Consider the following 26,538-nt stretch of genomic DNA (forward strand, 5'->3'; position numbering starts at 1 on the left):
CGTCACTGTCGGCGAAGGCATGCAGGCGAAACTCGTGGCGAAACGCGCTCAAGTCAACGGAACCGGATTTTCTTGTTCGCAGCCGGGCAGCTTGCCTGTGCTACGAAGTCTTCATCGTGTGGATGCCGCATTCTGTCTTGGTGCGGCCGCGCCAGCGACCCGCGCGCTCGTCCTCGCCCTCGGTCGTTCTGCTGGTGCAAGGCATACACCCAACCGACATGAAACCCGACGCTTGAAGCGGATGCTGCGGCAATTTGGCACGCGCGTAGATGTCCTTGATCTCCTCGCGCGAGACATTGGCAAAAGGATTGAACTTCAGCCGCCCGCCATCCACCTCGACGACCGGAATGTCGGCGCGCACGCCGCCCTGAAACCGCTTGCGGCCATTGACCCACGCTGAAAACGGCTTCAGCGCCCGCGCCAGCGGCTCGACCTTGCGGATACGGCAGCAGGCATCGGGATTGGAGAACCAGAGCTCCTGATCGGGATCGTCCCGCTTCAGCGCCTCCTCCAGCGGCTTGATCGAACGAACATCTCTCAAGCCAAGCTTGGCGATCAGCATGTCGCGATAGGCAAGCGTCTCCTCGAACAGCCAGCCGGTATCGAGGAAGATCACCGGAATCGCCGGATCGACATCAGCCATCACCTTCAACAGCGCGGCCGACTCCGTTCCGAACGACGACACCACGGCGAGCTGATCGCGGCCGACGGTCTTCAGCGCGGCAGCAATGATTTCGGCCGGAGCGGCATCGCGCAGCGCGCGGTCGAGCTCAGCCGCGGTCGGCAGCACCGAGGTGGATTGGGATGCAAATTGACCAGCCATGGCGTTCACGTACCGACTCCTTCGGAGTGACGCAGCTGCATGCGCCGGTGCAGCGCCGTGATCCGGCCGTCGCCGGTCGGCTGGTAGAACACCGAGTAGCGCTTCGCGGTCTGCATGAAGGCTTCCGCGTCCGCCTGCTTCTTGACCTCGAAGGAATCGAAGCCGGCGCGCAGCATGAACACGAACTGGTCGCGCAGGATCTGGCCCGTCGCGCGCAATTCGCTGCGATAATTGTAACGCTCGCGCAGCAGCCGCGCCTGGCTGTAGGCGCGTCCGTCGCGGAAGGTCGGGAACACCAGCGCGACGACGGCGACCTTGCCGAGATAAGGCACGAGCTCGGCGATGTCGCGATTGTTCGGCCAGATCACACCGATCTTGCCGCCGCGCTTGAGCAGCGCGTCCGCATCGCCCAGGAACCGCTCGGCGGGCACCAGGATGTCGCCGCTCTCTGGCAGCGGCGTGTCGACGGCCAGCTTGACGAAACTGTCGTCGGCGATTTTTCCGCCGTTAACGAGTGGCATAGACGCGCTCCTTGAAAGGTTCGACGCCGAGGCGCTTCACCGTGTCGATGAACAGCTCTTCGGGCCGCTCGCGCAGCGCAAGATAGGCTTCCACGACGTCTTCGATCACGTCGGCGACCTCGTCGAACTTGACGCCGGGCCCGATCAGATTGCCCAGCGCAGCACCCTCGTCGGCACGACCGCCGATGGTGATCTGGTAAACCTCCTCGCCGTTCTTCTCGACGCCGAGAATGCCGATATGGCCGACGTGGTGGTGACCGCAGGCATTGATGCAGCCCGAGATGTTGATGTGCAGCCGGCCGATCAGATTGGCGAGCTCATGATTGGCAAAGCGCCGTGTCAGCTCCTGCGCGATCGGAATCGAGCGTGCATTGGCCAGCGAGCAATAGTCGAGACCCGGACAGGCGATGATGTCGGTGATCAGATTGACGTTCGGCGTCGCCAGCCCAAGCTTGTCGAGCGCCTTCCACAACGCCGGCAGGTCGCGCTTGGCGACATGGGGCAGCGCCAGGTTCTGCTCGTGGCCGACGCGGATCTCCCCGAAGGAATATTTGTCGGCGAGATCGGCCAGCGCATCCATCTGTTCGGCCGTGGCATCGCCCGGAGGCGCGCCGATCGGCTTCAGCGAGATCGTGACGATCGAGTAGCCCTGCACCTTGTGCGGCGAGACCGAGTTCTTGCGCCACGCCTCAAAGTCGCCATCGGCCGCGGCCTGGCGCAGCTCGTCCGGCATGTGCGGCAGCTTCTCGTAGTTCGGATAGGTGAAGCGCGAGCGGATGTCCTCGATCACCTCGTCGTCGATCTGGAGCGAGGAGTTACGGATGTGCTGCCACTCCTCCTCGACCTCGCGTGAGAATTTTTCGATGCCGAGCTCGTGCACCAGGATCTTGATGCGCGCCTTGTAGATGTTGTCGCGGCGGCCGTACTGGTTGTAGACGCGCAGGATCGCCTCGATATAGCTGAGGATATCGCGGCCATGGACGAAGTGCTTGATGGTCTTGCCGATGAACGGGGTACGGCCGAGACCGCCGCCGACGAGCACCTCGAAGCCGGTCTCGCCCTTCTCGTTCTTGATCAGCTTCAATCCGATGTCGTGAATCTTGATCGCGGCACGATCATGGTCCGACGCGGTGATCGCGATCTTGAACTTGCGTGGCAGGAACGAGAATTCCGGATGCAGCGTGGTGTGCTGGCGGATCAGCTCCGACCAGATGCGCGGGTCCTCGATCTCGCCGGGCGCGACGCCGGCCCACTGGTCCGAGGTGACGTTGCGCATGTTGTTGCCGGAGGTCTGCATCGCATGGATGCCGACCTCGGCGAGATCGGCGAGCGCATCCGGCAGCTCGGCGAGCTTGATCCAGTTGAACTGGATGTTCTGCCGCGTGGTGAAGTGGCCGTAGCCACGGTCGTACTTGCGCGCGACATGGGCAAGCGCCCGCAGCTGGTTCGTCGCCAGCGTGCCGTAAGGAATGGCGACGCGGAACATATAGGCGTGCAGTTGCAGATAGACGCCGTTCTGGAGCCGCAGGATCTTGAACTCATCCTCCGTCAGCTCGCCCGAGAGGCGGCGCTTCACCTGGTCGCGGAACTCCGAGACGCGCTCGTTGACGAGCGTGCGATCGATTTCGTCGTAAGCGTACATAAGAGAATGCCTTAAACCTGGGCCGGCTGTCCGACGGTCACACCGGTGCGGCGGATCTGTTCGCGCAGATTGCCGGGTTCGATCTTGCCATCCGCTCCGACCTGCACCGGGGCGATATAGGGACCGATCGCGCCGACGTCATCGGCGACCGACTCCGCAAGCAACGCTTTCGCCTCGTCCGAGTTGCGCACGATCGCGGCTTCCGACAGGTCCGCGGACCAGCTCTTGGCGGCGGTGCGATACACCACGATGCCATCCCAGGTGCGGTTGGCGGTTACGACCGAGGGGCCGGCGATTTTGATCTTCTTCTGTTCAAGCGGGGAGGTCATTCGGCTGCATCCAGTAGGTCAGAGATGATTTGGTTGGGTGTTTGACGGCGAAGCGAACCGGCATGCCGGACCACGTCGCCGATGATGAGAATGGCGGGACCGCCATTGGTCTGCCGCACGAGCTCGGGCAGGTCGCGCAATGTGCCGATCGCGCTTTGCGCATCCGGCCGCGTGACGCGGGCGAACACGCCGACCGGCGTCTCCGGCGAGCGGCCGGCGGCGAACAAACCAGCGCGAACGGCCGGCGCAGCGGTCATGCCCATGTAGACCACAACAGTCATTTTGGTGTCCGTCAGCGTCGACCAGTCCACCGTCTCTGCGTCGCGCGCCTTATGCGCGGTGAGGAAGGTGATGCGGGTCGCTTCGTGACGGTAAGTGAGCGGCACCTCGAAATCAGCGGCGCCGCCGAGGCCTGCGGTGATGCCGGGAATGATCGAATAAGCAATGCCGGCGGCGCGCAGCGCTTCCACCTCTTCGCCGCCGCGGCCGAACACGAAGGGATCGCCACCCTTCAGCCGCACCACGCGCTGGCCAGCTTGCGCGGCCTCGATCATGCGCCTGTTGATGGCGTCCTGGCCGATGCCGGGCTTGCCGACACGACGGCCAACGGCAATGCGCGCGGTGTCGCGACGGATGCGGTCAAGAATTTCGGGCGAGACCAACTCGTCATGGAAGACGATGTCAGCATCCTGCAGCGCGCGCAGCGCCTTGATGGTGAGGAGATCGGGATCGCCGGGGCCGGCGCCAACCAGCGCCACCGAGCCGTCCGGCTTGTCGGCGCGCGCGAACGCGGACGGATCGGAAATCTGCTTGAGTGCTGCGTCAGCCTCGTCCTTGCGGCCGGCCAACACGGCGGCGCCGATCGGACCGTCGATGACGCGTTCCCAGAAGCGGCGGCGCAGCGGAAACTCGGCGATACGTTCGTTGATGGACTTGCGGAAGCCGCCGATGAACTCGGCGAGCTCGCCGATGCGCGCGGGCAGCAGCGCCTCGATCTTCTCCCGCACGCGCCGCGCCACCACCGGCGAGGTGCCGCCGGTGCCGACCGCGACCACGACATCGCCGCGATCGACGATTGCCGGGAAGATGAAGCTGGAATGTTCGAGATCGTCCATGACGTTGACGGGCAGGCCAAGCGACTTCGCCCGCGCCGACATCGCCACGCCGACATCGCCCGCGCCTGCGCAGACGATGGCAATGACACCGGCGAGATCGGCGGTGAGCGGATCGCCCGTCGCGATCTCGATACGCGCCGCGTCATCGGAGCTCAGACCCAGGTCCTGATTGCCGTCGATCGCATGCACGCGGATGCGCGCACCGGCAGCGGCGAGCACGCGCAGTTTTGCGCGCAAAAGCTCGCCCGCGCCGATGAGGACCACCGGACCGGCCTTGAGATCGAGGAACACCGGCAAGAACCGCATGCGATACTCGCTTCCCCCACATCCGGGGTTGACTGGAATTATTTTCTATATATGTGTCGTTTCTGACGCGCAAAGAGAAAATTTTTTCTTCTCTTCTGCAGCGCAACTATAGAAAATTCGCCTCCAAACGCAAAGTGGCAGAGATGCATCTTCTCAGGACCGATTCGGGTGCAGATGGACGGGACCTCCGCGCCCCGGCTTCCGAGCAAATTCCCGTCGCGCTGACCGCCCCCAGCATGGACCATCTCGACCAGCTGGAAGCCCAGAGCATCTACATCTTCCGCGAGGCCTTTGCCCGCCTGAAGAAGATCGCCCTGCTGTGGTCGCTCGGCAAGGACTCCAACGTCATGATCTGGCTGGCGCGGAAAGCCTTCTTCGGCCGCCTGCCGTTCCCGGCCCTTCACGTCGACACCGGCAAGAAGTTTCCGGAGATGTATCGCTTCCGCGATCACTACGGGAAGCAGTGGGAGCTCGACCTGCGCGTCGAGCCCTGCCCGCCCATCGATGCCGTCGACCCAACGCTGCCGCCGGCCGCCCGTTCCGCCGCGCGCAAGACCGAAGGCCTCAAGATGGCGCTGGCGAAATACGGCTTCGACGGCCTGATCGCCGGCATCCGCCGTGACGAGGAAGCGACGCGCGCCAAGGAGCGCGTGTTCTCGCCGCGCGGCCTCGAAGGCAATTGGGACGTGCGCGACCAGCCGCCGGAGTTCTGGGATCATTTCAACGCATCGCCGCCGCAAGGCGCGCATTTGCGCATCCACCCGATCCTGCATTGGACCGAGGCCGACATCTGGGCCTATACCAAGCGCGAGAACATCCCGATCATCCCGCTCTATCTTTCGCACAATGGCAAGCGCTATCGCTCGCTGGGTGATCAGGACATCACCAATCCGGTCGCATCGAGCGCGTCGAATATCGACGAGATCCTGGCCGAGCTCGAGCAGACCAAGGTGCCGGAGCGCGCGGGCCGTGCGCTCGACCACGAGACCGAGGACGCTTTCGAGCGCCTGCGCGTCGCCGGCTATCTCTGATCAAGGACGCGCAGTCGTATGAACATGATCGTCACTCCCGCTTCGCCCGCCACGCCGAACGACACCAGTTCGATGCCGAATGGCACGACGCGACCGCAGGTCCGCATCGTCATCGTCGGCCATGTCGACCACGGCAAGTCGACGCTGGTCGGCCGCCTCCTGCACGAAACCGGCAGCCTGCCCGACGGCAAGCTCGAGATGCTCAAAGCCGTCAGCGCCCGGCGCGGCATGCCGTTCGAATGGTCGTTCCTGCTCGACGCGCTGCAGACCGAGCGCGACCAGGGCATCACCATCGACACCACGCAGATCCGCTTCCGCACCAATTCGCGCGACATCGTGCTGATCGACGCGCCCGGCCATGCCGAATTCCTGCGCAACATGATCACCGGCGCCTCGCAGGCCGACGGCGCGGTGCTGATCATCGACGCGCTCGAAGGCGTGCGCGACCAGACCCGCCGTCACGGCTATCTGCTGCATCTGCTCGGCGTGAAGCAGGTCGCGGTCGTCGTCAACAAGATGGACCGCGTCGATTTCTCCGCCGACCGCTTCAAGGAGATCAGCGACGAGATCTCGGTGCATCTCAAGGGCCTCGGCGTGACTCCAACCGCGGTGATCCCGATTTCCGCGCGCGACGGCGACGGTGTCGCGGAGCGCACCGACCGCACCGGCTGGTACAAGGGCCCGACCGTGGTCGAGGCGCTGGATCGGCTCGAGCCGGCGCGGCCGCTGGAAGCGCTGGCACTGCGCCTGCCGGTACAGGCGATCTACAAGTTCGACGACCGCCGCATCGTCGCGGGCCGCATCGAATCCGGCAGCCTGATTGCCGGCGACGAGATCGTGATCATGCCGGCCGGCAAGATTGCCAGGATCAAGACGGTCGAGAGCTGGCCGGTGACCCCGATCGCGGGACGGCAAGGCGCCGGCCGCTCGGTCGGCATCACGCTCGACCGCGAATTGTTCATCGAGCGCGGCGACATCATCGCGCATACGGACACCGCCCCGCGCGAGACGCGGCGGCTGCGCGCGCGCATTTTCTGGCTGCACGACAAGCCACTCGCCAAGGGCGATCAGCTCCTGGTCCGCTGCGGGCCGAAGGAGAGCCGCGCCACCGTCGTCGCCATAGAGAAGGCGGTCGATCCTGGCGAGCTCTCGAGCATCGAGAACAAGGCGATCGGCCGCAACCATGTCGGCGAGATCGACATCTCCCTGTCCAATCCGATCGCAACCGATCCCTACACCGAGAATCCGCGCACCGGCCGTCTCGTGATCGAGGTCTCCGGGCGCATCGCCGGCGGCGGCCTGGTGCTGTCGGTCGATGCCGGCCAGCGCGCCGTGCCGGTCGATATCGTGCCGGTGGAATCGGCGCTGCGGCCCGACGAGCGCTCGGCGCGCTATCAGCACAACGGTGCCGTGGTCTGGCTCACGGGTCTGCCGGCCTCCGGCAAGTCGACGCTGGCGAAGGCGCTGGAGCGGCGTCTCTTCACCAATGGCGGCTCGCCGATCCTGCTCGACGGCGACACGCTGCGGGCCGGGCTCAATGGCGATCTCGGCTTCTCCGCAGCCGATCGCAGCGAGAATATCCGCAGGCTCGCCGAGGTCGCAACCCATCTCGCCCGCAACGGCCACATCGCCATCGTCGCCGCCGTCTCACCGGCCCGCGAGGACCGCGCCACTGCACGTCGCATCGCTGACGCCGCGTTTCGCGAGATCCATGTCGCGACACCGGCCGAAATCTGCGAGGAGCGCGATCCCAAGGGCCATTACAAGAAGGCCCGCGCCGGCGCCCTTGCCTCTTTCACGGGCATCGGCAACGACTACGAGCGGCCCGAGGCCGCCGAGCTCGTGATCGACACGTCGACGCGGACGGTTGCTGACGCGGCCGACGAGATCGAGCAGATGCTGAAGACCACCGGCGTGCTGTTCGACGAAGTCGTGGACCTCGCCGCGAATATTTGAGCTGATCGCATTTCCGCACCTGTCGTCGCCCGGCTTGACCGGGCGCCCAGTATTCCAGAGACAGCGTTGGGATACGGAAAAGCTGCGGCGTACTGGATTCCCCGCCTTCGCGGGGAATGACGGCGGCGCGCGGCAGCCGCCACCTCTCATTGACATTTTGACAGACGTCGGGGGTCTTCTCACCGCCCCGATTTTGGGGCTAATAGGTCCCGAAAGCCGCCCCACGCGGGCGCATTTTGCTGCTGTCGGGTCAAAGCAGCCAAAAACAGCCATTTCCAACAAGAAAGACCATCATGAAACGCGTTGACGCCCACGGATTGAAGATCGCCCCCGTCCTTTTCGACTTCATTGCCAAGGAAGCCGCCCCGAAAACGGGGATCGCGCCGGATGCGTTCTGGGCCGGGGTGGCCGCCATCATCAAGGAGCTGGGGCCGAAGAACCGGTCGCTGCTCGCCTTCCGTGACGCGCTGCAGGCCAAGATCGACGACTGGCACCGCGCCAACAAGGGCAAGGCGTTCGACCTCGGCGCCTACACCGCCTTCCTGAAAGAGATCGGCTATCTCGTCCCCGAGCCCGCGACGCAGAAAGTCGAGACCGCTGATGTCGACGAGGAGATCGGCAAGATCTGCGGCCCGCAGCTGGTCGTGCCGCTGACCAACGCGCGCTACGCGCTGAACGCGGCGAATGCGCGCTGGGGCTCGCTCTATGACGCCTTCTACGGCACCGACGCGATCCCGTACGATCCGTCGGAAAGCGGCAAGGGTTACAACAAGGCACGCGGCGACAAGGTGATCGCGAAAGCAAAAGCCTTCCTCGATGCCGCCGTGCCGCTCGCGACCGGCAGCCATACCGACGTGACCGCCTACAGCGTCGTCGCAGGCCAGCTCGCGGTGAAGCTGAAGAGCGGCAACGCCACCGCGCTGAAGAACGCCGCGCAATTCGCCGGCTTCCAGGGCGATGCGACCGCGCCGAGCGCGGTGCTGCTCGCCAACAACGGCTTGCACGTCGAGGTCAAGATCGATCGCAACAGCGCGATCGGCAAGGACGATCCGGCCGGCGTTTCCGACATGATCATGGAATCGGCCGTGTCGACCATTCTCGACATGGAGGACTCGGTCGCGGCGGTCGATGCCGAGGACAAGGTACTGGTCTATCGCAACACGCTCGGCCTGATGAACGGCACGCTGTCGGCGGACTTCGAAAAAGGCGGCAAGACGCTGACGCGCTCACTCAACGCCGACCGCTCCTACAAGACGCCGGACGGCAAGAGCGAGGTCAAGCTGCACGGCCGCAGCCTGCTGCTGATGCGCAATTGCGGTCACCACATGTTCACTGATGCGGTGCTGGACGAGACCGGCGAGGAAGTCCCGGAAGGCCTGCTCGATGCCGCGGTCTCCGGACTTCTTGCCATTCATGACTTGAAAGGCAACTCCAAGGTCAAGAACAGCCGCACGGGATCTGCCTATATCGTCAAGCCGAAGATGCATGGGCCGGACGAGGTCTCGTTCACCTGCGAGATCTTCGACCGCGTCGAGACGATGCTGGGCCTGCCTGAGAACACGCTCAAGGTCGGCATCATGGACGAGGAACGACGCACCACGGTCAACCTCAAGGCCTGCATCCAGCGCGCCTCCAAGCGCATCATGTTCATCAACACCGGCTTCCTCGACCGCACCGGCGACGAGATCCATACCTCGATGGAAGCGGGTCCGATGATCCGCAAGAACGAGATGAAGGCGCAGGCCTGGATCAAGGCCTATGAGGACTGGAACGTCGACATGGGCCTGACCTGTGGCCTGCCCGGCCATGCCCAGATCGGCAAGGGCATGTGGGCCGCGCCCGACAAGATGGCGGACATGCTTGTGCAGAAGCTGGCGCATCCCCAGGCCGGCGCCACCACTGCGTGGGTGCCCTCCCCGACCGCGGCAACGCTGCACGCGCTGCACTATCACCAGGTCGACGTCACGGCGCGCCAGCAGGAGCTGACCAAGGGCGGTCCGCGCGCAAAACTCTCGGACATCCTCACCATTCCGGTGTCGAAGTCGAACTGGGCGCCCGACGACGTCAAGCAGGAGATCGACAACAATTGCCAGGGCATTCTCGGCTACGTCGTGCGCTGGATCGACCAGGGCGTCGGCTGCTCCAAGGTGCCTGATATCCACGATGTCGGCCTGATGGAAGACCGCGCGACCTTGCGCATCTCCAGCCAGCATCTCGCCAACTGGCTGCACCAGGGTGTCATCACCGAGGCCCAGGTGATGGAGTCGCTCAAGCGCATGGCCGTCGTCGTCGACAAGCAGAACGCCGGCGATGCGATCTACAAGCCGATGGCGCCCGCCTTCGACGGCGTCGCCTTCAAGGCGGCTAGCGACCTCATCTTTAAGGGCCGCGAGCAGCCGAACGGCTACACCGAATACATCCTCACCGCGCGCCGCCGCGAGGCCAAGGCGCTTGGCTAGGAAGGCGACGGGCTGACAAGGCCGCTCGAACATCAAAAGCCCCGGCTGACGCCGGGGCTTTTTTGTTGGAGATCGGAAGCCCCGCTAAAACACCGTCAGATATTTCAGCAGCGACACGATGCCGATGATGATGACGACGACGCGTGCGATCTGCTTGGCGCGGCCGTCCATCGGCAGCATGTTAATGAGATAAAGCACGAGTATGACGACGAGAAAGGTGACGAGTACGCCGACAAGCATCGCAAGGCCCCCTTCAAGACAAATTGCTAACGAGATCCTAACGCCTGTCTCGCGCGCCGGTTCCATGCACGCAACCCACTGCAACTTCTGGTAAATGCGTAATTCTACCTGCAGGCTGAGCGCCTAAAACTTTACCCTTTTCGTTTCAGATGCAGAAACCGTACGGGCCCGCGTGCCGCGAACGGTATGTAATTGCCGATGCTGCCGCCCCCGTTCTCTCGATTTTGCCGGGGCGTCTTTGCCGAACTTTGAAATGGGAATTTGGGGGACTTCGATGCTCAATCGCCTGACCGTGTCCGCACTGTTGAAAACGGTGATCGCGATCACGTCGATCTGCGTGGTGATCGCACTTTCGCTCACCGCCTACGAGTCCTGGGACCGCCTCAAGACCGCCAACCGCATCTCGGCGATCGCCGACGCCTCCGCCGACCTGTTCAAGGCGATGCACAACCTGCGCACCGACCGCTCGACCACGACGCGCCTCCTCAACGCGACCGAGCCGATGGATTCCGAGATCGAGAAATACCTGCGTGCGCTGCGCGACGCGCAGATGCCGGCGATGGCACGCGCGCTCGAGCTGCTGCCGAGCATGGACTTCCCGCGGTCCGGCACGCTGGTGCCGGAGCTCGCGCGCCTCAACAAATTGCTGATCGAGGAGCAGAAGCAATTCTGGGAGGACGTCACCAAGTCCAAGGATCAGCGCCGCGCGGGCTTGCCAAAGGAATACATGGAGACGACGCAGGGCCTGCTCGACGTGCTCGATAATCTCGGGAACACACTGGCCGCCACCGTCAACCACCAGGATGCCGAGATCGACCAGCTGCTGTCGATCAAGCAGAACGCCTGGTTGCTACGCAACACCGCGGGCGAAGCTTCGCTGATCGTCTCGATCGGCCTTAACGCCGGCAAAATCTCGCCCGAGAGCCGCTATGCCTATACCCAATATGTCGGCGGCACGAGCGCGATGTGGAAGGCGCTGGAATTGTCGACCTCGGGCATGCAATTGCCGCAGGCGCTCGCCTCCGCCATGGCCGGCGCCAAGACCGCCTATTTCGAGCCGCAATATCTGACCCTGCGTGACCGCCTCGCGGACACGCTGGTCAAGGGCGAGAAGGCCGAGCTGACCGCCAACCAGTGGAGCCCGCTCACCGTCGGCCGCATGGCGAGCGCGGTCGCGGTGGCCGAAGCCGCCCTCGACGCCGCCAGGGCGCACACACTCGACCAGCGCGGCGCTGCGCAGCGCGCGCTGATCGTGCAGCTCGTGCTGCTCGCGCTTGCGATCGGCCTTGCCGTCGGCGCGATCATGCTGGTCAGCCGCCGCGTCATCAATCCGCTCAACACCATCCGTGACGCCATGCTCAAGCTAGCCGGCGGCGATCTCGCCGTCGACAGCGGCTATCTCGATCGCCAGGACGAGATCGGTGCCCTTGCCGGCGCGCTGGAAACCTTCAAGCAGCAGGCCACCGAAAAGCTCAAGATCGAGGAGCACGAGCGCGAGCGCAACGTCGGAGCCGCCGTGCGCCAGCGCGCACTGGAAGCCTATGTCGGAGAGTTCGAGGGCGCGGTGCGCAAGACGCTGGGTGAGCTGAACGATGCCTCGGGGCAGATGCGCAAGACCTCGGGCGATCTCTCCGCAGTCTCGCGCCAGACCAACGACCGCGTCCAGGTCGCCGGCAAGGCCTCCAACGATGCCTCCATGAGCGTCGACAGCGTCGCGGCGGCTGCGGAAGAGCTCTCGGCCTCGATCAACGACATCAGCCAGCAGGCGGCGCACGCTGCGGGCATCGCCAGCCGCGCCGTCACCCAGGCGCGCGAGACCGACGGCACCGTGCAGGGCCTGCAGAAGTCCGCAAGCCGCATCGGCGAGGTCGTCGGCCTGATCAACACCATCGCGCAGCAGACAAACCTGCTCGCGCTCAACGCCACCATCGAGGCCGCCCGCGCCGGCGAAGCCGGCCGCGGCTTTGCCGTCGTCGCCTCCGAGGTGAAATCGCTCGCGAGCCAGACGGCGAAGGCGACGGAAGAAATCTCCGAGCAGATCGCCGACATCCAGAAGGTCGCGGGCGATGCCATCAACGCGATCCAGACCATTGGCGGCATCATCGGCGAGGTCAACGAGGTCGCGACCGCGATTGCGGCCGCCGTGCAGGAGCAGGGCGCGGCGACCCAGGAGATCACGCGCAGCACCCAATATGCGGCGCAGGGCACCAAGAACGTCTCGGACAACATCACCGGCGTGAAAGCCGATGCCGATGCTGCAGCCGCGGCCGCGGACAACGTGAAGAGCGCCTCCGAGATGCTCGAAACCCAGAGCAACCAGCTCGGCCACGAGGTCAGCGACTTCCTCGGCAAGATCCGCGCGGCATAGCGCACTCTCACCGTCGTCCTGGCTTCGCCAGGACGACACCCGAGATGCCTACGTAATTTTACGGCAGGCACACTGTCTAAGTTTTTACCCTTTTCAGGCCAAATGCGCTCCAAGCGCCGGCCTTGGGCAGGCGCGTCTGTTGCGCGCATCCCTCTGGTTTCGAAGTTCGTGGGGGTTGCCGTTCTGGGGCACGAACTTCGAAACGCGTACCGGGGTGTCCGATGCTCAACCGCTTGACCGTATCCACGCTGCTGAAGGCGGTGATTCTCTCCACCGCACTCGTCGTCGTCATCGGCTTCTCGATCAGCGCATGGAGCTCGTGGACCCGGCTGCAGCAGGCCAACCGCATCGTTGCGGTCGCGGCAGCCTCGGCCGACGTGTTCAAGGCCATGGCCAACATCCGGGCCGATCGCTCGACCACCAACCGGCAATTGACCAGCGACATCAGGATCGATGCGGATATCGAAAAGTACATCCGCGGCATTCGTGACGAATTGATGCCGGCGCTTGCTCGCGCGATCGACATCCTGCCCTCGATCGATATTCCGCAGCGTGACGCGATCGTCGCCGATCTCACCCGACTCAACAGGGCGCTGCTGGCGCAACAGGCCGAGTTCTGGACTGAGGTCGCCAAGCCCAAAGCCTCGCGCCGCACGGCGCTCGCCACCGAGTATCTCGAGAGCGAGGACGGGCTGATGGCGATACTCGATAAGCTCTCCCCCGTGCTGACGGCCAGCGTCAACCATCAGGATGCCACCATCGACCAGCTCCTGGCCATCAAGCAGATGGCCTGGCTGCTGCGTCAGAACGCCGGCGAATCCTCGCTCATCGTCGGCAACGCACTGAACAGCGGCAAGGTCACGCCCGAAACCCAGTCCGCCTTCACCAGGTTCGTCGGCGCCACCGATGCCGCCTGGAGCGCGATCGAGCTTACCGCCACCGGCATGCAAATGCCCCAGGCGCTGTCCGCCGCCATGACCGAGACCAAGTCGGTCTATTTCGATCCGCACTATACCGGTACGCGTGACGGCATCATCGCGGTGATCGCCAAGGGCGAGAAGCCGGCGATGACGGCCAATCAGTGGAGCCCGTTCTCGGTTGGCCGTATGGCGATCGTGGTCAAGCTCGCCGACACCGCCCTGCAAGCCGCCAAGGATCATGCCGCCGTCCAATGCGCCGGCGCGCTGCAATCGCTGCTCGTCCAGCTGGCGCTTCTGATCGCGGCCATCATCCTGACCGGCGCCGCGATGCTCGCCGTCAGCCGCCGCGTGATCACGCCCCTGCATCGGATCCGCGACGCCATGCTCAAGGTCGCCGGCGGCGATCTCACCGTCGACAGCGGCTATCTCGATCGCCAGGACGAGATTGGCGCCCTTGCCGGCGCGCTGGAAACCTTCAAGCAGCAGGCGATCGACAAGCTCAAGATCGAGGAGCAGGAGCGCGAGCGCAATGCCGGCGCGGCCGCGCGCCAGCGCGCCATGGAGACCTATGTCGGCGAGTTCGAGGGCGTGGTGCGCAAGTCGCTCGGCGAATTGAGCGACGCCTCGGCCGAGATGCGCAAGACCTCGGGCGATCTCTCCGCGGTGTCGCGCCAGACCAACGAGCGCGTCGAGGTCGCCGGCAAGGCCTCCAACGACGCGTCCATGAGCGTCGACAGCGTCGCGGCCGCCGCCGAGGAGCTCTCGGCCTCGATCAACGATATCAGCCAGCAGGCCGCGCACGCCGCGGGCATTGCCAGCCGCGCCGTCAATCAAGCGCGCGAGACCGACGGCACCGTGCAGGGGCTGGCTCAATCCGCAGGCCGCATCGGCGAGGTCGTCGGCCTGATCAACACCATCGCGGCGCAGACCAATCTGCTCGCCCTCAACGCCACGATCGAGGCTGCGCGTGCCGGCGAAGCCGGGCGTGGTTTTGCGGTTGTCGCCTCCGAGGTGAAATCGCTGGCGAGCCAGACAGCGAAGGCGACCGAGGAGATTTCGGAGCAGATCGCCGACATCCAGAAGGTCGCGGGCGATGCCATCAACGCAATCCAGGCGATTGGCGGCATCATCGGCGAGGTCAACGAGGTCGCCACTGCGATTGCCGCCGCCGTGCAGGAGCAGGGCGCGGCGACGCAGGAGATCACCCGCAGCACGCAATATGCCGCGGAGGGCACCAAGAACGTGTCCGACAACATCACCGGCGTGAAGGCCGACGCCGACACCGCAGCCGGTGCCGCCGACAATGTCAAGCAGGCCTCACAGATGCTGGAGACCCAGAGCCGCCAGCTCGGCGATCAGGTCAGCGATTTCCTCGGCAAGATCCGGGCGGCGTAGGGGACTTCGCCGCCCTACTCCTTCGCCACCACCGGCACCTGGCGGAATTTTGCGCGGATCGAGTCCGGCAATGGCGAGAAGTTCATCGCGACGCCGCGGCGATCGTTGGCGTTGCGGTTGGCGACGACGAGGCCGTCGCTCCCTGCAACGATATCGCCCTTGCGCAAGGTCGGATCGTCCTCGGGCTTGAGCGAAGCGAGACCGGCCGGGTCCTTGCCGTTGCAGGTACACCCGGACACGATCTCGTTGCGATAGCGGAAGGCGTTCGGCAGGTCGGAATAAGACTTGCCGCTGTCGGTCGTGGCGTCGTCGATATTGCTGCCATAAACCAGCGAGGTTTCTGACGCCGGGCAGAAGCTCTTGCAGGATTGCGCCTTGCTCTCGGCATCGCTGCCTTGCGCCGGGAAATAGCGCCCGTCACAGCCGCGGACGCAATAGGCCGTGCCGCCGCCATAGAACGCGCGCTGGCGCGGCGCGTCGTAGCGCGGCATTTCGTCATTGGGGAACGGCATCCGGATCTGTGGCGGCCGCGCTCCGAACGCACCGAACAGCGCCGAGAAGAAATCCTCCGCATGCGCGGAAGGCGCCAGCGCGAGGCCGAGGGAAGCGATCGTGACGAACGCGGCCCTTCCGCAAGCCAACGTGCTGATCGAACGTCTCATCATGTGACCTCACTCAGCTCCTCAATCCACCGACGACGCCGGGATGTTCAGCGCTTGGCGTCCCGAGGGCAGCGTCGTCATGGCGGGCCGCTTGCGTACGGGATCACCGCCGCGCGCCATCAACGGCGCATTCTTCGGCAGCACCACGACCTTGGCGCCGACATTGACGCGGCTGAACAGGTCGCTGACGTCCTCATTGGTCAGGCGGACGCAGCCGGAGGAGACGAACTTGCCGATCGTGGTCGGGTCGTTTGTGCCGTGGATGCGGTATTGGCTGGAGCCAAGATACATCGCGCGCGCACCCAGCGGATTGCCAGGGCCGCCGGCGACGAAGCGCGGCAGATAGGGCTGGCGTGCGATCATCTCTGCCGGCGGATGCCAATCCGGCCACTCCGCCTTGCGGGTGATGCTCTGCACACCCGACCAGGTGAAACCTTCGCGGCCGACGCCGACGCCGTAGCGCATGGCGCGCCCGTTACCCAGCACATAGTAGAGATAGGTGTTGGCGGTATCGATGACGATGGTGCCAGCCGGTTCGTTGCGGTCGAAGCTCACGATCTGCCGGCGCAGCCGATCCGGTAATGCCGCATCCTCGTCGGCGACCGGCGGCGCCTCGCTTGTGTAGCCCCGCGAATAGGTCTGGTCATGCGGATAGGCCTGCGGCTGCATCGGCGCATACCCGAGCGTTTGAGCTTGTGCTGCGAACGGCACCGTCAGTAAAGCTGTCGCAAAGGCAAAAGCAGTGACGACGCGCGGCGAGAAGCTGCGACCGACTACGACGAATTTTGTCATGTGCTGCCCCGTGTGATGTCTGCATCTTGGGTGATGCGGCTTCCCAAGAACGCAGCAGAACCGACTCAAGTTCCGATGGCGCGTGCGACAGCGACGTCACAGTCAAGCGAGCACAACTTCACGAAGTCGCGACGGAACCGTAACGGCCCTTAGGCGTTTTCTGATGACCAACGGGCCCCCGGACACCTCCGTGCGGGAGGGAAATTGTGCGCGTCCTTCCCAGTGAACGTCTGATTGCCGGCAACGACGAAGGTACTCCGCTTCCCGACAGCCATACCGAACTGCCTCCGGTGATCCGGCGCACCGAGTTTGTTGCCTTTGCGCTTGCCGGTCTGCTTCTGATCGCCGTCGTCGCCGTGCTTTACGTCGCCAAGGCGTTCTTTCTCCCGGTCGTGATGGCCGTCGTCGCCGGTACCATGCTGTCGCCGGCCGCCACCTTTCTCGAAGAGCGGCGGGTGCCGCGAGCCCTCGGCGCCGTGCTGATCGTGATCGCGGTGACGACGGTGGTCGCCTTCGTTGTCGCACTGATCGCGGCGCCCGCAATGGAATGGAGCTCACGCCTCCCGGAGCTAGGAGCGCAGTTGAGGGAGAAGGCGCATGTGTTCGACCGACCGCTCGCGCTGTGGAAGGAGCTGCAAACCATTGTCGGCGGCTCCGATGGCCTGCCGACCGTCGCCCTGCCGAAAGCGGAATGGGTGCAGCCGACGCTGGAATTCGTGTCGCCAACTTTCGCTGAATTCCTGCTGTTCTTCGCCACTCTGATCCTGTTCATCGCAAGCTGGCGCGATCTGCGACGCGCCATGATCATGAATTTCGGCGACCACGACGCGCGGCTGCGCACGCTCCGGATCCTCAACGAGATCGAGGTGCATCTCGGCAATTATCTGCTGACGGTCACGGCCATCAATATTGGCGTCGGCATCGCCACCGGCATCGTCTGCGCGGTCACCGGCATGCCCAACCCGGCCGGGCTCGGCGCGCTTGCCGCTGCGCTCAACTTCATTCCGATTATCGGACCGGTCGCCATGTTCGTCATGCTGGCCGTGGTCGGCCTGGTCGCATTCCCGACTATCGGCGGCGGCCTGATGGCTGCACTCGCCTTCGGCGGTATCACCTTCATGGAGGGGCACTTCGTCACGCCGATCATCATCGGCCGCAGGCTATCGTTGAACGCGCTCGCCGTTTTTATCGCGCTGGCGTTCTGGACCTGGCTGTGGGGACCGATGGGCGCTTTTCTGTCGTCTCCGCTCCTCATCGTGGGGCTGATCCTGAAGGAGCATCTGTTGCCGGAGAATTCGCCGCAATTGCCGCAGGGATGACGGGCTCCGCAAACGGAACTTCCACTGCAACGAAACGTTTTCTGCCCATCTCGCCGCCAATAGTTCGGAGCTTGTGATGTCAATAACCGATGGCGAAGCCAGGATGAGAGACTGGGCCGACAAAGCCACCGCAGAACGCATCGAGAAGGATGTAGCAGCCGTGAAAAGCGATATCGCCGCCCTCACCGACCAGATCACCGACGCCCTCAACACGTTCGCCAACGCCACGGGCAAGCAGGCCCGACGCGGCTACAAGCAGGCGCGCGACAACGTGGATTCGACGCTCGACGACTTCTCGGAGCGCGGTGGCGCGATGATGGACGCGGCGCAGGATGCCTACGGCTCGATCGAGGAGACGCTGGAGGACGCGATCACGCATCGGCCGCTCGCGACCGTCGGCATCGCGCTCGGCATCGGCTTCCTGATCGGCGCGGCCTGGCGTCGCTAGGCGCGCGGTGAAATTTGAGGTCACGACGCCCGCCGCTGTGACCGGCACGTGACGAATTGGCTTGTGGAGACCTGAGGAGGGAGCAAGAACGTGTTTCAGCGCATCATCGACGGCATCAGCGCATCGACGGGAACGACTGTGCGGCTGACCTCGCTGGCGGCGGGCGCAGCGTTCGCGCTCTTCATCACCACATGCTTCCTCTGCGCGGCGGTCTTCATCGCCGTGCTGGAAAAGTACGGCCCCGTGCAGGCTTGCCTTGCCGGTGCCGGGATCTTCTTCCTGCTGACGCTTGCCGCCGCAGGGAGCTATTGGGGCTACAAGCGCGAGATGCGGACACGTGCCCGCATCGCCGCCGAGCAAGCCGCGAAGGCGGCCCCGAGCATGCTCGCCGATCCTATGCTGATCGCGACGGGCCTGCAGATCGTCCGTGCCATCGGGGTCAAGCGGCTGTTACCGATCCTGGCCATCGGCGGCGTCGCGCTCGGTATCATGGCAAGCCGCGCCGGCGCGGCCGATGAGGGATCAGTCGAGCCGGCCGAGTAAGGTCGAAACCGCAATCAAGAAAGTTGCGCTGCCGAGCCGACGGGCGGGTTCGCGGGAATTCGACGGCCCTTCTCTGCGCAATTTTTCATCAGCCGCGCTACAATCGGCCCTCCTTCACGCAAACGCTACTCGGACAGGCAGGCGGTTGCCGCTAAAAGCATCGCCCTGATTCCAAGTGAAATAATTAGCAATGAAGCCGTCTGTTAGGGCCAACCTCTCCGCATTCGACCACGACGCAAGGCTGTATTTGACACTCGGCATTGCGACCTGGTCGGTCTTTGTCGATCACATCCCGAACAATGTCGTCAATCTGCTGACGCTACGCAACTTCGGCTTCAGCGGCGCTGCCGACCTGTTCGTGTTCGTGGTGGGCTATGGCGTCGCCATCATCCACGGCAAGATAGCGCTGGAGCGCGGCTATGTCGTCGCCGCGACGCGCATCTTCCGCCGCGTCTGGCGACTCTATGCCGCCTATGTCGTGCTGTTCGTGATCTACATCGACACCATCGCCTATGTCGCCTCGCAATCGATGGCGCCGGAGATCATCAGCGACTACAACATCTCAGGCATTCTTGAACATCCGCTTCGCATCCTGGTCCGCGGCCTCGTGCTGCAGGAGGAGCCGCTGAACCTCGACCTGCTGAAATTGATGATCCCGCTGATGGCCTTCTTTCCGTTTGCCTTGTGGGGGCTATTGCGGCGGCCGAACGTGACGCTGGCGCTCTCTGTCGCGTTCTATTTCGCCGCGCGCTGGTTCGAGTGGGGTTTCCGGACCTATCCGGACCAGGAATGGACGTTCAATCCGTTCTGCTGGCAGATGCTGATGGTGCTGGGCGGCTGGTTCGCCGTCACCGGCGCGTCGGGCCGCGCCTTGCGCAACCTGCCCTGGCTCCGCGTGCTGGCGGGCGCCTATCTGGTGTCGGCGATGGCTATCACCCTGATGCGCCATTCGCCGACATTGTCCGCCTATTTGCCGGATGTCGTGCTCAACGGCATCTCGCCGACCGACAAGGAAAACCTCGCGCCCTATCGCGTGCTCCATTTCCTCGCGCTCGCTTTCATCGCGACCCACCTCATCCCGCCGGACCATCCGGGGTTGCAATGGAAGCCGCTCCAGATGGTGATCAAAAGCGGCGAGGAATGGCTCGCCGTGTTCTGCGTCGGCGTATTCCTGTCCTTCGCCGGCCATCTCATCCTGATCACCGGCGCCAATCTGGTCGTGATGCAGATCGGGGTGAGCCTTGCCGGTTTCGCGGCGATGACGGCGGTGGCCTATTATATCTCCTGGTCGAAGCGTCAGGACGAGCCGGCGGCTGTGCGGCAGCGAGCCTAGCCAAGGCTCTCGCGCGATTTCGCTAGGCCGGAGAGATCGATGCCGTCGCACGCCACTCCAACGTCTCCAGGATGACGATCTACAAATGCGGAGGATCTCTACGACGCCATCTATGGCAGCCTGTTTTACCGCTACGTCTTCGGCATCGCCGCCGATCACGCCGGCCTATGCACGCAACCTGGTCGATCTGGTGTTGCGGCCGAAGAGCTAGCGCGCCGGCTTCACCGGCTGCGACAGCTTTTCCGTGCGGTCGCGCTCGGTCATGTCCACGACCGTCTCCATCGGCGCGGTCAATTCATAGACATAGGAGACATCCGTGAAGTAGCGCTTGGCGATGCCGCCGAGCGCTTCGGGCGCGACGCGGTCGAGCAGGATCAGGCCGAAATCCGAATCCGCCCGGCGCGTCGCCTCGCTCGTGTTGAACTCCTCCCAGCGGAAATGAAACACCGTCTCGTTCTCCTCGCCCGTCACCGTCCAGTTCGCGGTGATGTGCGGATGCTTGCCGACCAGCGACAGGCCCTCGTCGGAATGCGAGGCAAGCTCGAAGAACAGCAGCGACAGGCTCTGGGCGGCACGCGCGCTGACCGCGATATCCGGGCCGCTGACGGCGATACGATCGGCATGCGGAATGGCGCGCGCTTCGAACAGGCCCTTCAGCTTGACACCCTGCCACTGGCTCTCGCTGAGCAGCGAGACCACGTTGGACATGGCGTGGATGCGGCCGATCAGGAGCTCGCGCGCGACATCGATGTCCGAGCCGTGGCGCAGCGTGCGCGTCACAATCGACTGGATCACCGCAAGGATGTTCTTGACCCGGTGGTTGAGCTCGTCGATGACAGCCGTCAACCGCCGCTCGAAGCCGATCCGCACCTGGATTTCGCGGCTCAGCCTCAAGTTATTGTAGGCGACGTAGCCGAACAGGCCGCAGACCATCGCGGTGATGGCGAAGCCGATCGCCGCGACGATGATTGCGGTCTGCTCGGCGCGCCGTGCCGAATTGGACTTGGCGTAATAACCGAGCTGCCAGTCGCGGCCGCCGAAGCTGATGGTGCGCGTCGCCGACGGAGCCGGCCCGTCCGGCGTCGTCATGCGGGTGGAGACGACGCCCTGGTCGTTGGCAACGAGCTCGCCGCCGTCCTTGCGCGGGTCCTTGAGCGCGACCGAGAACAACGACAGATCGTCATTGGTCAGCATCAGCGAAGCCAGCTCGTAGGAAAAGGTGACGAAGCCGACCGGCTCGGTGGCGCCCTCGGGAATGACGGGGGCGGCCACGATGACGCCGATCGGCCCGTTGTCGCTCGAGAGCGGTACGGGGTCGGAAGCAACCGACCGCTTCTCGACCCTGGCGCGCGCCAACATGGCGTTGCGAACCGGGTCGCTATCGTAGCTGCGGCCCGGCAGCGCCTTGGTCTCGTCGCTGCGCGGCTCGAGGTCCATCAGCACGTCGATCGGCTGGGTCAGGCTTGCCGCGGCGATCGGCTTGTCGCTGTAGTCGCGGATCTGCGGTTTCGGAAAGCCGGCGGCCGCAATCGCGGTTTGCGCCGCGGCGAGCTCGTTCGGCTGCAGCCGGGCGACCCAGCCGGCCACCACGAAATCGGTCTTGAAGGCGTAGATCGCCGAGCGCAACGGCTCCAGCATGTTGGGCTTCAGCACCGACGGCGCGCGGAACAGGCCTGAGGCGACGCGCGCCAGCAGCTCACGTTCGGTCGACCTGTCCTGGACGAGGCTCGCATGAACGTCGATCGCGCGGGCCAGCGCAATCCGGTCCAGCGCCAGCTCCTGGTCGTGGACACGATAGGCCGCAAGCCCGGAGAGCAAGGCTCCGAGCAGAGCGATGAAGCCGATGATGAAACCCAGCCGGACCACGCGACTACTCAGGCGAGGGCAGGAGGTCGGCAATAAACACGGAGCATATCAACGCCGCTCGAACGGCCATGTGCCGAAACAGGGTGGACCCCAGTGGCAGGGATAATGACGGAGGAGGCATCTGTACGCAACTTCGGTCGCCGAAAAAGCTTAATCCGCCCGGCCGATCGTCTGGCCAACAGCTGCTCTGCTCCGGGCACCAGGGGAGATAATCGCCGTGTCCGAAATTTGTTCCGTAAACGCGGCTTTGCCTCAGACGTTAACGGCGCAAAATGCCTGTGCCATGTCGCCGCGCCCTTTCACCCCACCCGTTTCAGTCCGCACGTTTCAACCCGCCTTTGGTCTCGATGAACCCCACGATACGGTCGAGCCCCTCGCTCTTCTTTAGGTTGGTCATGACGAAGGGGCGCTCACCGCGCATGCGTCTGGCATCCGTGTCCATCTTCTCCAGCGACGCACCGACATGGGGCGCAAGGTCGATCTTGTTGATGACCAGAAGGTCGGAGCGGGTGATGCCGGGGCCGCCCTTGGACGGAATCTTGTCGCCGGCCGCAACGTCGATGACATAGATGGTGAGGTCGGCAAGCTCCGGCGAGAAGGTCGCCGCCAGATTGTCGCCGCCGGATTCGATCAGCACGAGATCCAGCCCGGGGAATTTAGCGCGCATGTCGGCCACCGCGGCGAGATTCATCGAAGCGTCCTCGCGGATCGCGGTGTGCGGGCAGCCGCCGGTCTCGACGCCGGCGATGCGGTCCGGCGTCAGCGAGCCCGAGCGCACGAGGAATTCGGCATCCCACTTGGTGTAGATGTCGTTGGTGATCGCGGCGATGTCGTAGCGCTCGCGCATGGTCTTGCAGAGCAGATCCATCAGCGCGGTCTTGCCCGATCCAACGGGGCCGCCGACGCCGACACGCAAGGGGCCGTGAGAAGTTGCCATGTCACTCGCTCTCTCTTGATCGGTTGAAGGCTGTACCGCTCACGAGCGAAACAGCCGCGTATATTGTGTCTCGTGCCGCAGGCTGGCGAGATCGGCGCGGAACGTCGCACTGCCGAGGTCGTCCTGTGTCGCGTTCAGCGCCCGATTGGCGGTTACGGCGACGGCGGCTTCCAATTTCACCAGCACGCGCTGGCTGTCGGTCTGGCCGAGCGGAATGAGCCGGCTGGCCGCCGAGATCCAGTTCGAGACCAGCGCGTGCAGGAAGGCGTGCAGCGTCGGCGCCAGTGGCACGCCGTGCAGCGCGGCGACGACGCCAACGGCGACGGGATAGACCAGTGGTGTGCGGCACGCCGCGACCATGGCATCCAGGCCGTCGGCATTCCACGCGGCGCGGGAGATCTCGATGAAGGCGCGGCCTTGCGAGGTCGTCTCGAGCTGCCGTTCGCGCGACGGCACGAAGGCGGCAGCGAGCTCGGCGATATCATTCAAGCCGGCGTCTTCACCGGCCTCGGCGGCGCGATAGGCGTGGACAAGAAACGTCGCATCGCAAAAGCCGGAGCCGTCGCCAAGCATGGCATCCAGCCAGTCGGCCAGCGTCACGATGTCGGCGACGTCCCCCGCTTCGACCGCCCACTCGATGCCGCTGGAATAAGAGAACCCGCCGACGGGAAACGCCGGCGACAGCCACGTCATCAGCCGGTACAGCGCCGCCGCCTCGCTCCCGGCGAGATCACCGACCTTGACCGGCTCATTTGTGGTCATGAGCATGCTTGTGGCCGTGGTGATGGTCCGGATGATCGCAATGCTCGTCGTGGTGATGATCATGCCCATGGTCATGCGCGGCATGATGGTGGTCGTGGCCGTGATGATCATGGTGATCCTGGTGTCCGTGGTCGTCATGCGCGTGCGCATGGCCGGCCTCGGCATAGGCCCCGCCTTCGGGATCGAACGGCGCCTCGATCTCGACCGCCCGCGCGCCAAGCCCCTTCACCATGGTTTCGATGACGTGGTCGCGGCGAATGCGCAAGGCTTTGGCCATGAGCTGCGTTGGCAGATGGCGGTTGCCGAGATGCCAGGCAACGCGGATGAGGTGGTGCGGGTCGCGGCCGCGGATCTCGAGCAGCGGCTCGGGTGCCGCGACCACTTCGACCAGTCGTCCGTCCTCCAGCACCAGCGCATCGCCGCCGCGCAACGCAACGGCATTCTCCAGGTCGAGCAGGAAATTCAGCCCCCGCGTCCCCGTCATCGCCACGCGGCGGCGGTGCCGATCGTCGAAATCGAGCACGACCGTATCCGCCGGCGTTTCCGTGAAGCGGTGCTGTCCCTTAACCTGCGTCGCCCGGATCATGCGCTGTTACCTCGTCTCGACCTTCTCGGGCGTGATGACTTCGATCTTCGGCGGCGCCGTGAAGCATTTCACCGCGACACGGCCAAACGTCTTCATGTGATCCTGGCCGCGATGCGGCACCAGCGCCTCGGCATTCTCCCACTGCTCGACGAACACCATCTTGGAGGGATCGGTGACGCTCTCATGCAGATCGTAGGCGATATTGCCGGGTTCTTTCCGCGTCTCCTTGATGCAGGCGGTGGCGGCTGCAATGAATTCGGCGCGGGTTTCAGGCTTGATGGTCAGGGTGGCAACGACATAGATCACGAGAAATCCTCCCGGCTTTTCTTCTGAAGGTTACGATACCGGGCGGGACATTAGACCAGCCGGGATCGAACGCAAAACCGGAAAAAGCCGCCCCCGGGACATGCAATCGGGACATGCGCCGGGGGACATGTGTTGAGGCGCTATTTCAGTACATGAAATATCGCTGCGCCATCGGCAGCACCTCGGCGGGCGCGCAGGTGAGCAGCTCGCCATCGGCGCGCACCTCGTAGGTCTCCGGATCGACCTCGATATTGGGCGTGGTGTCGTTGTGGATCATGCTCTTCTTCGAGATCTTGCTGCGGGTGTTCTGGACCGCATAGAGCTTCTTCTCGATGCCGAGTTTTCGCGCGAGGCCGCCGGTGATGGCTGCCTTTGAAGTAAACACCACCGAGGACGCCGTGCGCGCCTTGCCGAAGGCGCCGAACATCGGCTGGTAGTGTACCGGCTGCGGCGTCGGGATCGAGGCGTTCGGATCGCCCATGGGTGCTGCCACGATCGTGCCGCCCTTGACGATGCAGTCCGGCTTGACGCCGAAGAAGGCCGGCGACCACAGCACGAGATCGGCCATCTTACCCTTCTCGACCGAGCCGATCAGCTTCGACACGCCGTGCGCAATCGCGGGATTGATGGTGTATTTGGCGATGTAGCGCTTGACCCGAAAATTGTCGTTGCCCTTGTCCTGCGGCAGCGATCCGCGCTGCTTCTTCATCTTGTCGGCAGTCTGCCAAGTCCGGATGATGACCTCGCCGAGACGGCCCATGGCCTGTGAGTCCGAGGACATCATCGAGAGCGCGCCGAGATCGTGCAGGATGTCTTCGGCCGCAATGGTCTCCTTGCGGATGCGGCTTTCCGCGAACGCCAGATCCTCCGCGATCGAGGGATCAAGGTGGTGACACACCATCAGCATGTCGAGATGCTCGTCGATGGTGTTGCGGGTGAACGGCCGCGTCGGATTGGTCGAGGACGGCAGCACGTTCTTCAAGCCGGCGACCTTGATGATATCAGGGGCGTGACCACCGCCCGCGCCCTCGGTGTGGAAAGCGTGGATGGTGCGGCCCTTGAACGCCTTGATCGTGTCCTCGACGAAGCCGGATTCGTTCAGCGTGTCGGAATGCAGCATGACCTGGACGTCGTAATCATCGGCAACCGACAGGCAATTGTCGATCGCGGCCGGCGTGGTGCCCCAATCCTCGTGCAGCTTCAGCGCGCAGGCACCGCCCTTGATCATCTCGACCAGCGCCGCGGGCCGCGAGGCATTGCCCTTGCCGGAAATGCCGAGATTGACCGGGAAAGCATCGAACGACTGGATCATCCGCCCCATGTGCCAGGGGCCGGGCGTACATGTTGTGGCGAAGGTACCGTGCGAGGGACCGGTGCCGCCACCGAGCATCGAGGTGACGCCGGACATCAGCGCGTGCTCGATCTGCTGCGGGCAAATGAAATGGATATGGCTGTCGAAGCCGCCGGCGGTGAGGATTTTCCCCTCACCTGCGATCACGTCGGTGCCGGGGCCGATGATGATGGTCACGCCCGGCTGGATGTCGGGATTGCCGGCCTTGCCGATGCCTGCGATCATGCCCTCCTTGATCGCGACGTCGGCCTTGACGATGCCCCAGTGGTCGACGATCAGCGCATTGGTGATGACGGTGTCGGCCGCGCCCTGCTTGTTGGTGACCTGCGACTGCCCCATGCCGTCACGGATCACCTTGCCGCCGCCGAACTTCACCTCCTCGCCGTAGGTGGTGAAATCCTTCTCGACCTCGATGATGAGATCAGTGTCGGCGAGCCGCACCTTGTCGCCGGTCGTCGGGCCGAACATGTCGGCATAGACGGAACGCTTTATCTTGACGGACATCACAAGCCCCGTTTGTATTTGAAT

At 64.3% G+C, this 26,538-nt stretch carries 23 protein-coding genes and 1 pseudogene; 10 read left to right on the top strand and 14 right to left on the bottom strand.

The genetic code is table 11. The features are described 5' to 3' along the window. Window positions 1–100: 100 nt before the first annotated feature. The 5 genes from ABID58_RS09250 to cysG are packed head-to-tail and all read right to left on the bottom strand — an operon-like array spanning window position 101 to window position 4,736. Window positions 101–823, bottom strand: a complete 723-nt coding sequence (locus ABID58_RS09250; RefSeq protein WP_502916397.1) for a phosphoadenylyl-sulfate reductase — start codon at window positions 821–823, stop codon at window positions 101–103. Window positions 824–828: 5 nt separating this feature from the next. Further along, the gene (locus tag ABID58_RS09255) at window positions 829–1,344 is read right to left on the bottom strand and encodes a DUF934 domain-containing protein (protein ID WP_148755246.1); all 516 of its coding nucleotides are present in this window, start codon (window positions 1,342–1,344) and stop codon (window positions 829–831) included. Further along, on the bottom strand, window positions 1,331–2,986 hold the full coding sequence (locus tag ABID58_RS09260; RefSeq protein WP_354032399.1) for a nitrite/sulfite reductase: 1,656 nt from the start codon (window positions 2,984–2,986) through the stop codon (window positions 1,331–1,333). The genes ABID58_RS09255 and ABID58_RS09260 overlap by 14 nt, the downstream gene beginning before the upstream one ends. A gap of 11 nt (window positions 2,987–2,997) precedes the next feature. After that, window positions 2,998–3,315, bottom strand: coding sequence for a DUF2849 domain-containing protein (locus ABID58_RS09265; protein WP_354032400.1), 318 nt, complete (start codon window positions 3,313–3,315; stop codon window positions 2,998–3,000). Beyond that, window positions 3,312–4,736: a siroheme synthase CysG gene (gene cysG / locus ABID58_RS09270; protein WP_354032401.1), complete on the bottom strand. Its 1,425-nt coding sequence runs from the start codon at window positions 4,734–4,736 to the stop codon at window positions 3,312–3,314. The genes ABID58_RS09265 and cysG overlap by 4 nt, the downstream gene beginning before the upstream one ends. A 236-nt stretch (window positions 4,737–4,972) precedes the next feature. Here cysG and cysD point away from each other — a divergent pair, with 236 nt between their 5' ends. From cysD to ABID58_RS09285, 3 genes are all read left to right on the top strand, one after another. After that, a complete protein-coding gene (gene cysD / locus ABID58_RS09275) occupies window positions 4,973–5,767 on the top strand; it encodes a sulfate adenylyltransferase subunit CysD (protein ID WP_148755250.1) in 795 nt (264 codons plus the stop codon). Window positions 5,768–5,785: 18 nt separating this feature from the next. After that, window positions 5,786–7,723, top strand: a complete 1,938-nt coding sequence (gene cysC / locus ABID58_RS09280; protein ID WP_354032402.1) for an adenylyl-sulfate kinase — start codon at window positions 5,786–5,788, stop codon at window positions 7,721–7,723. Between the two features lie 293 nt (window positions 7,724–8,016). Then, window positions 8,017–10,182 (top strand): malate synthase G, encoded by a 2,166-nt coding sequence (locus ABID58_RS09285; RefSeq protein ID WP_354032403.1) that lies wholly within the window; start codon window positions 8,017–8,019, stop codon window positions 10,180–10,182. An 84-nt stretch (window positions 10,183–10,266) separates the two neighbouring features. On the opposite strand, the gene ABID58_RS09290 is transcribed toward ABID58_RS09285, so the two are convergent. Next, window positions 10,267–10,422 (bottom strand): Thivi_2564 family membrane protein, encoded by a 156-nt coding sequence (locus ABID58_RS09290; protein WP_354032404.1) that lies wholly within the window; start codon window positions 10,420–10,422, stop codon window positions 10,267–10,269. 274 nt (window positions 10,423–10,696) lie between these two features. On the opposite strand from ABID58_RS09290, the gene ABID58_RS09295 reads away from it, so the two are divergent. Together ABID58_RS09295 and ABID58_RS09300 are read left to right on the top strand one after the other, a co-directional pair. Next, window positions 10,697–12,790 carry a methyl-accepting chemotaxis protein gene (locus ABID58_RS09295; RefSeq protein ID WP_354032405.1) on the top strand — a complete coding sequence of 698 codons (2,094 nt, stop codon included), beginning with the start codon at window positions 10,697–10,699 and terminating at the stop codon, window positions 12,788–12,790. A gap of 221 nt (window positions 12,791–13,011) precedes the next feature. After that, the gene (locus ABID58_RS09300; protein ID WP_354032406.1) at window positions 13,012–15,105 is read left to right on the top strand and encodes a methyl-accepting chemotaxis protein; all 2,094 of its coding nucleotides are present in this window, start codon (window positions 13,012–13,014) and stop codon (window positions 15,103–15,105) included. Window positions 15,106–15,119: 14 nt separating this feature from the next. Here the strand turns inward: ABID58_RS09300 and ABID58_RS09305 are convergent, their stop codons facing one another. Beyond that, window positions 15,120–15,770 carry a DUF2865 domain-containing protein gene (locus tag ABID58_RS09305; protein ID WP_354032407.1) on the bottom strand — a complete coding sequence of 217 codons (651 nt, stop codon included), beginning with the start codon at window positions 15,768–15,770 and terminating at the stop codon, window positions 15,120–15,122. An 18-nt stretch (window positions 15,771–15,788) separates the two neighbouring features. After that, on the bottom strand, window positions 15,789–16,559 hold the full coding sequence (locus tag ABID58_RS09310) for a L,D-transpeptidase (protein ID WP_354032408.1): 771 nt from the start codon (window positions 16,557–16,559) through the stop codon (window positions 15,789–15,791). A gap of 206 nt (window positions 16,560–16,765) precedes the next feature. Between ABID58_RS09310 and ABID58_RS09315 the strand changes: the two genes are divergently transcribed. From ABID58_RS09315 to ABID58_RS09335, 5 genes and pseudogenes are all read left to right on the top strand, one after another. Then, window positions 16,766–17,878, top strand: coding sequence for an AI-2E family transporter (locus ABID58_RS09315; protein WP_148755257.1), 1,113 nt, complete (start codon window positions 16,766–16,768; stop codon window positions 17,876–17,878). A gap of 76 nt (window positions 17,879–17,954) precedes the next feature. Next, window positions 17,955–18,326, top strand: a complete 372-nt coding sequence (locus ABID58_RS09320; protein WP_187435324.1) for an ElaB/YgaM/YqjD family protein — start codon at window positions 17,955–17,957, stop codon at window positions 18,324–18,326. Between the two features lie 90 nt (window positions 18,327–18,416). Then, window positions 18,417–18,869: a hypothetical protein gene (locus ABID58_RS09325; RefSeq protein ID WP_354032409.1), complete on the top strand. Its 453-nt coding sequence runs from the start codon at window positions 18,417–18,419 to the stop codon at window positions 18,867–18,869. Between the two features lie 190 nt (window positions 18,870–19,059). Further along, on the top strand, window positions 19,060–20,202 hold the full coding sequence (locus ABID58_RS09330) for an OpgC domain-containing protein (RefSeq protein WP_148755260.1): 1,143 nt from the start codon (window positions 19,060–19,062) through the stop codon (window positions 20,200–20,202). A gap of 90 nt (window positions 20,203–20,292) precedes the next feature. Then, a pseudogene (locus ABID58_RS09335) lies at window positions 20,293–20,413 on the top strand (TetR family transcriptional regulator); the annotation flags it as partial. On the opposite strand, the gene ABID58_RS09340 reads toward ABID58_RS09335, so the two are convergent. From ABID58_RS09340 to ureC, 6 genes are all read right to left on the bottom strand, one after another. Then, on the bottom strand, window positions 20,410–22,068 hold the full coding sequence (locus ABID58_RS09340; protein WP_354032410.1) for a CHASE domain-containing protein: 1,659 nt from the start codon (window positions 22,066–22,068) through the stop codon (window positions 20,410–20,412). The pseudogene ABID58_RS09335 and the gene ABID58_RS09340 overlap by 4 nt on opposite strands. A 313-nt stretch (window positions 22,069–22,381) precedes the next feature. Next, the gene (gene ureG / locus ABID58_RS09345; RefSeq protein ID WP_148755262.1) at window positions 22,382–23,005 is read right to left on the bottom strand and encodes an urease accessory protein UreG; all 624 of its coding nucleotides are present in this window, start codon (window positions 23,003–23,005) and stop codon (window positions 22,382–22,384) included. A gap of 39 nt (window positions 23,006–23,044) precedes the next feature. Next, window positions 23,045–23,773: an urease accessory protein UreF gene (locus ABID58_RS09350; RefSeq protein ID WP_354032557.1), complete on the bottom strand. Its 729-nt coding sequence runs from the start codon at window positions 23,771–23,773 to the stop codon at window positions 23,045–23,047. After that, a complete protein-coding gene (gene ureE / locus ABID58_RS09355) occupies window positions 23,754–24,353 on the bottom strand; it encodes an urease accessory protein UreE (RefSeq protein WP_354032411.1) in 600 nt (199 codons plus the stop codon). Before ureE ends, ABID58_RS09350 begins: the two co-directional genes overlap by 20 nt. Window positions 24,354–24,359: 6 nt before the next feature. Then, the gene (locus tag ABID58_RS09360; RefSeq protein ID WP_354032412.1) at window positions 24,360–24,659 is read right to left on the bottom strand and encodes a putative quinol monooxygenase; all 300 of its coding nucleotides are present in this window, start codon (window positions 24,657–24,659) and stop codon (window positions 24,360–24,362) included. A gap of 145 nt (window positions 24,660–24,804) precedes the next feature. After that, on the bottom strand, window positions 24,805–26,514 hold the full coding sequence (gene ureC / locus ABID58_RS09365) for an urease subunit alpha (protein ID WP_354032413.1): 1,710 nt from the start codon (window positions 26,512–26,514) through the stop codon (window positions 24,805–24,807). Window positions 26,515–26,538 lie beyond the last annotated feature (24 nt).

Source organism: Bradyrhizobium sp. S3.2.6 (genome assembly GCF_040546885.1).
Lineage (GTDB): Bacteria > Pseudomonadota > Alphaproteobacteria > Rhizobiales > Xanthobacteraceae > Bradyrhizobium > Bradyrhizobium cytisi.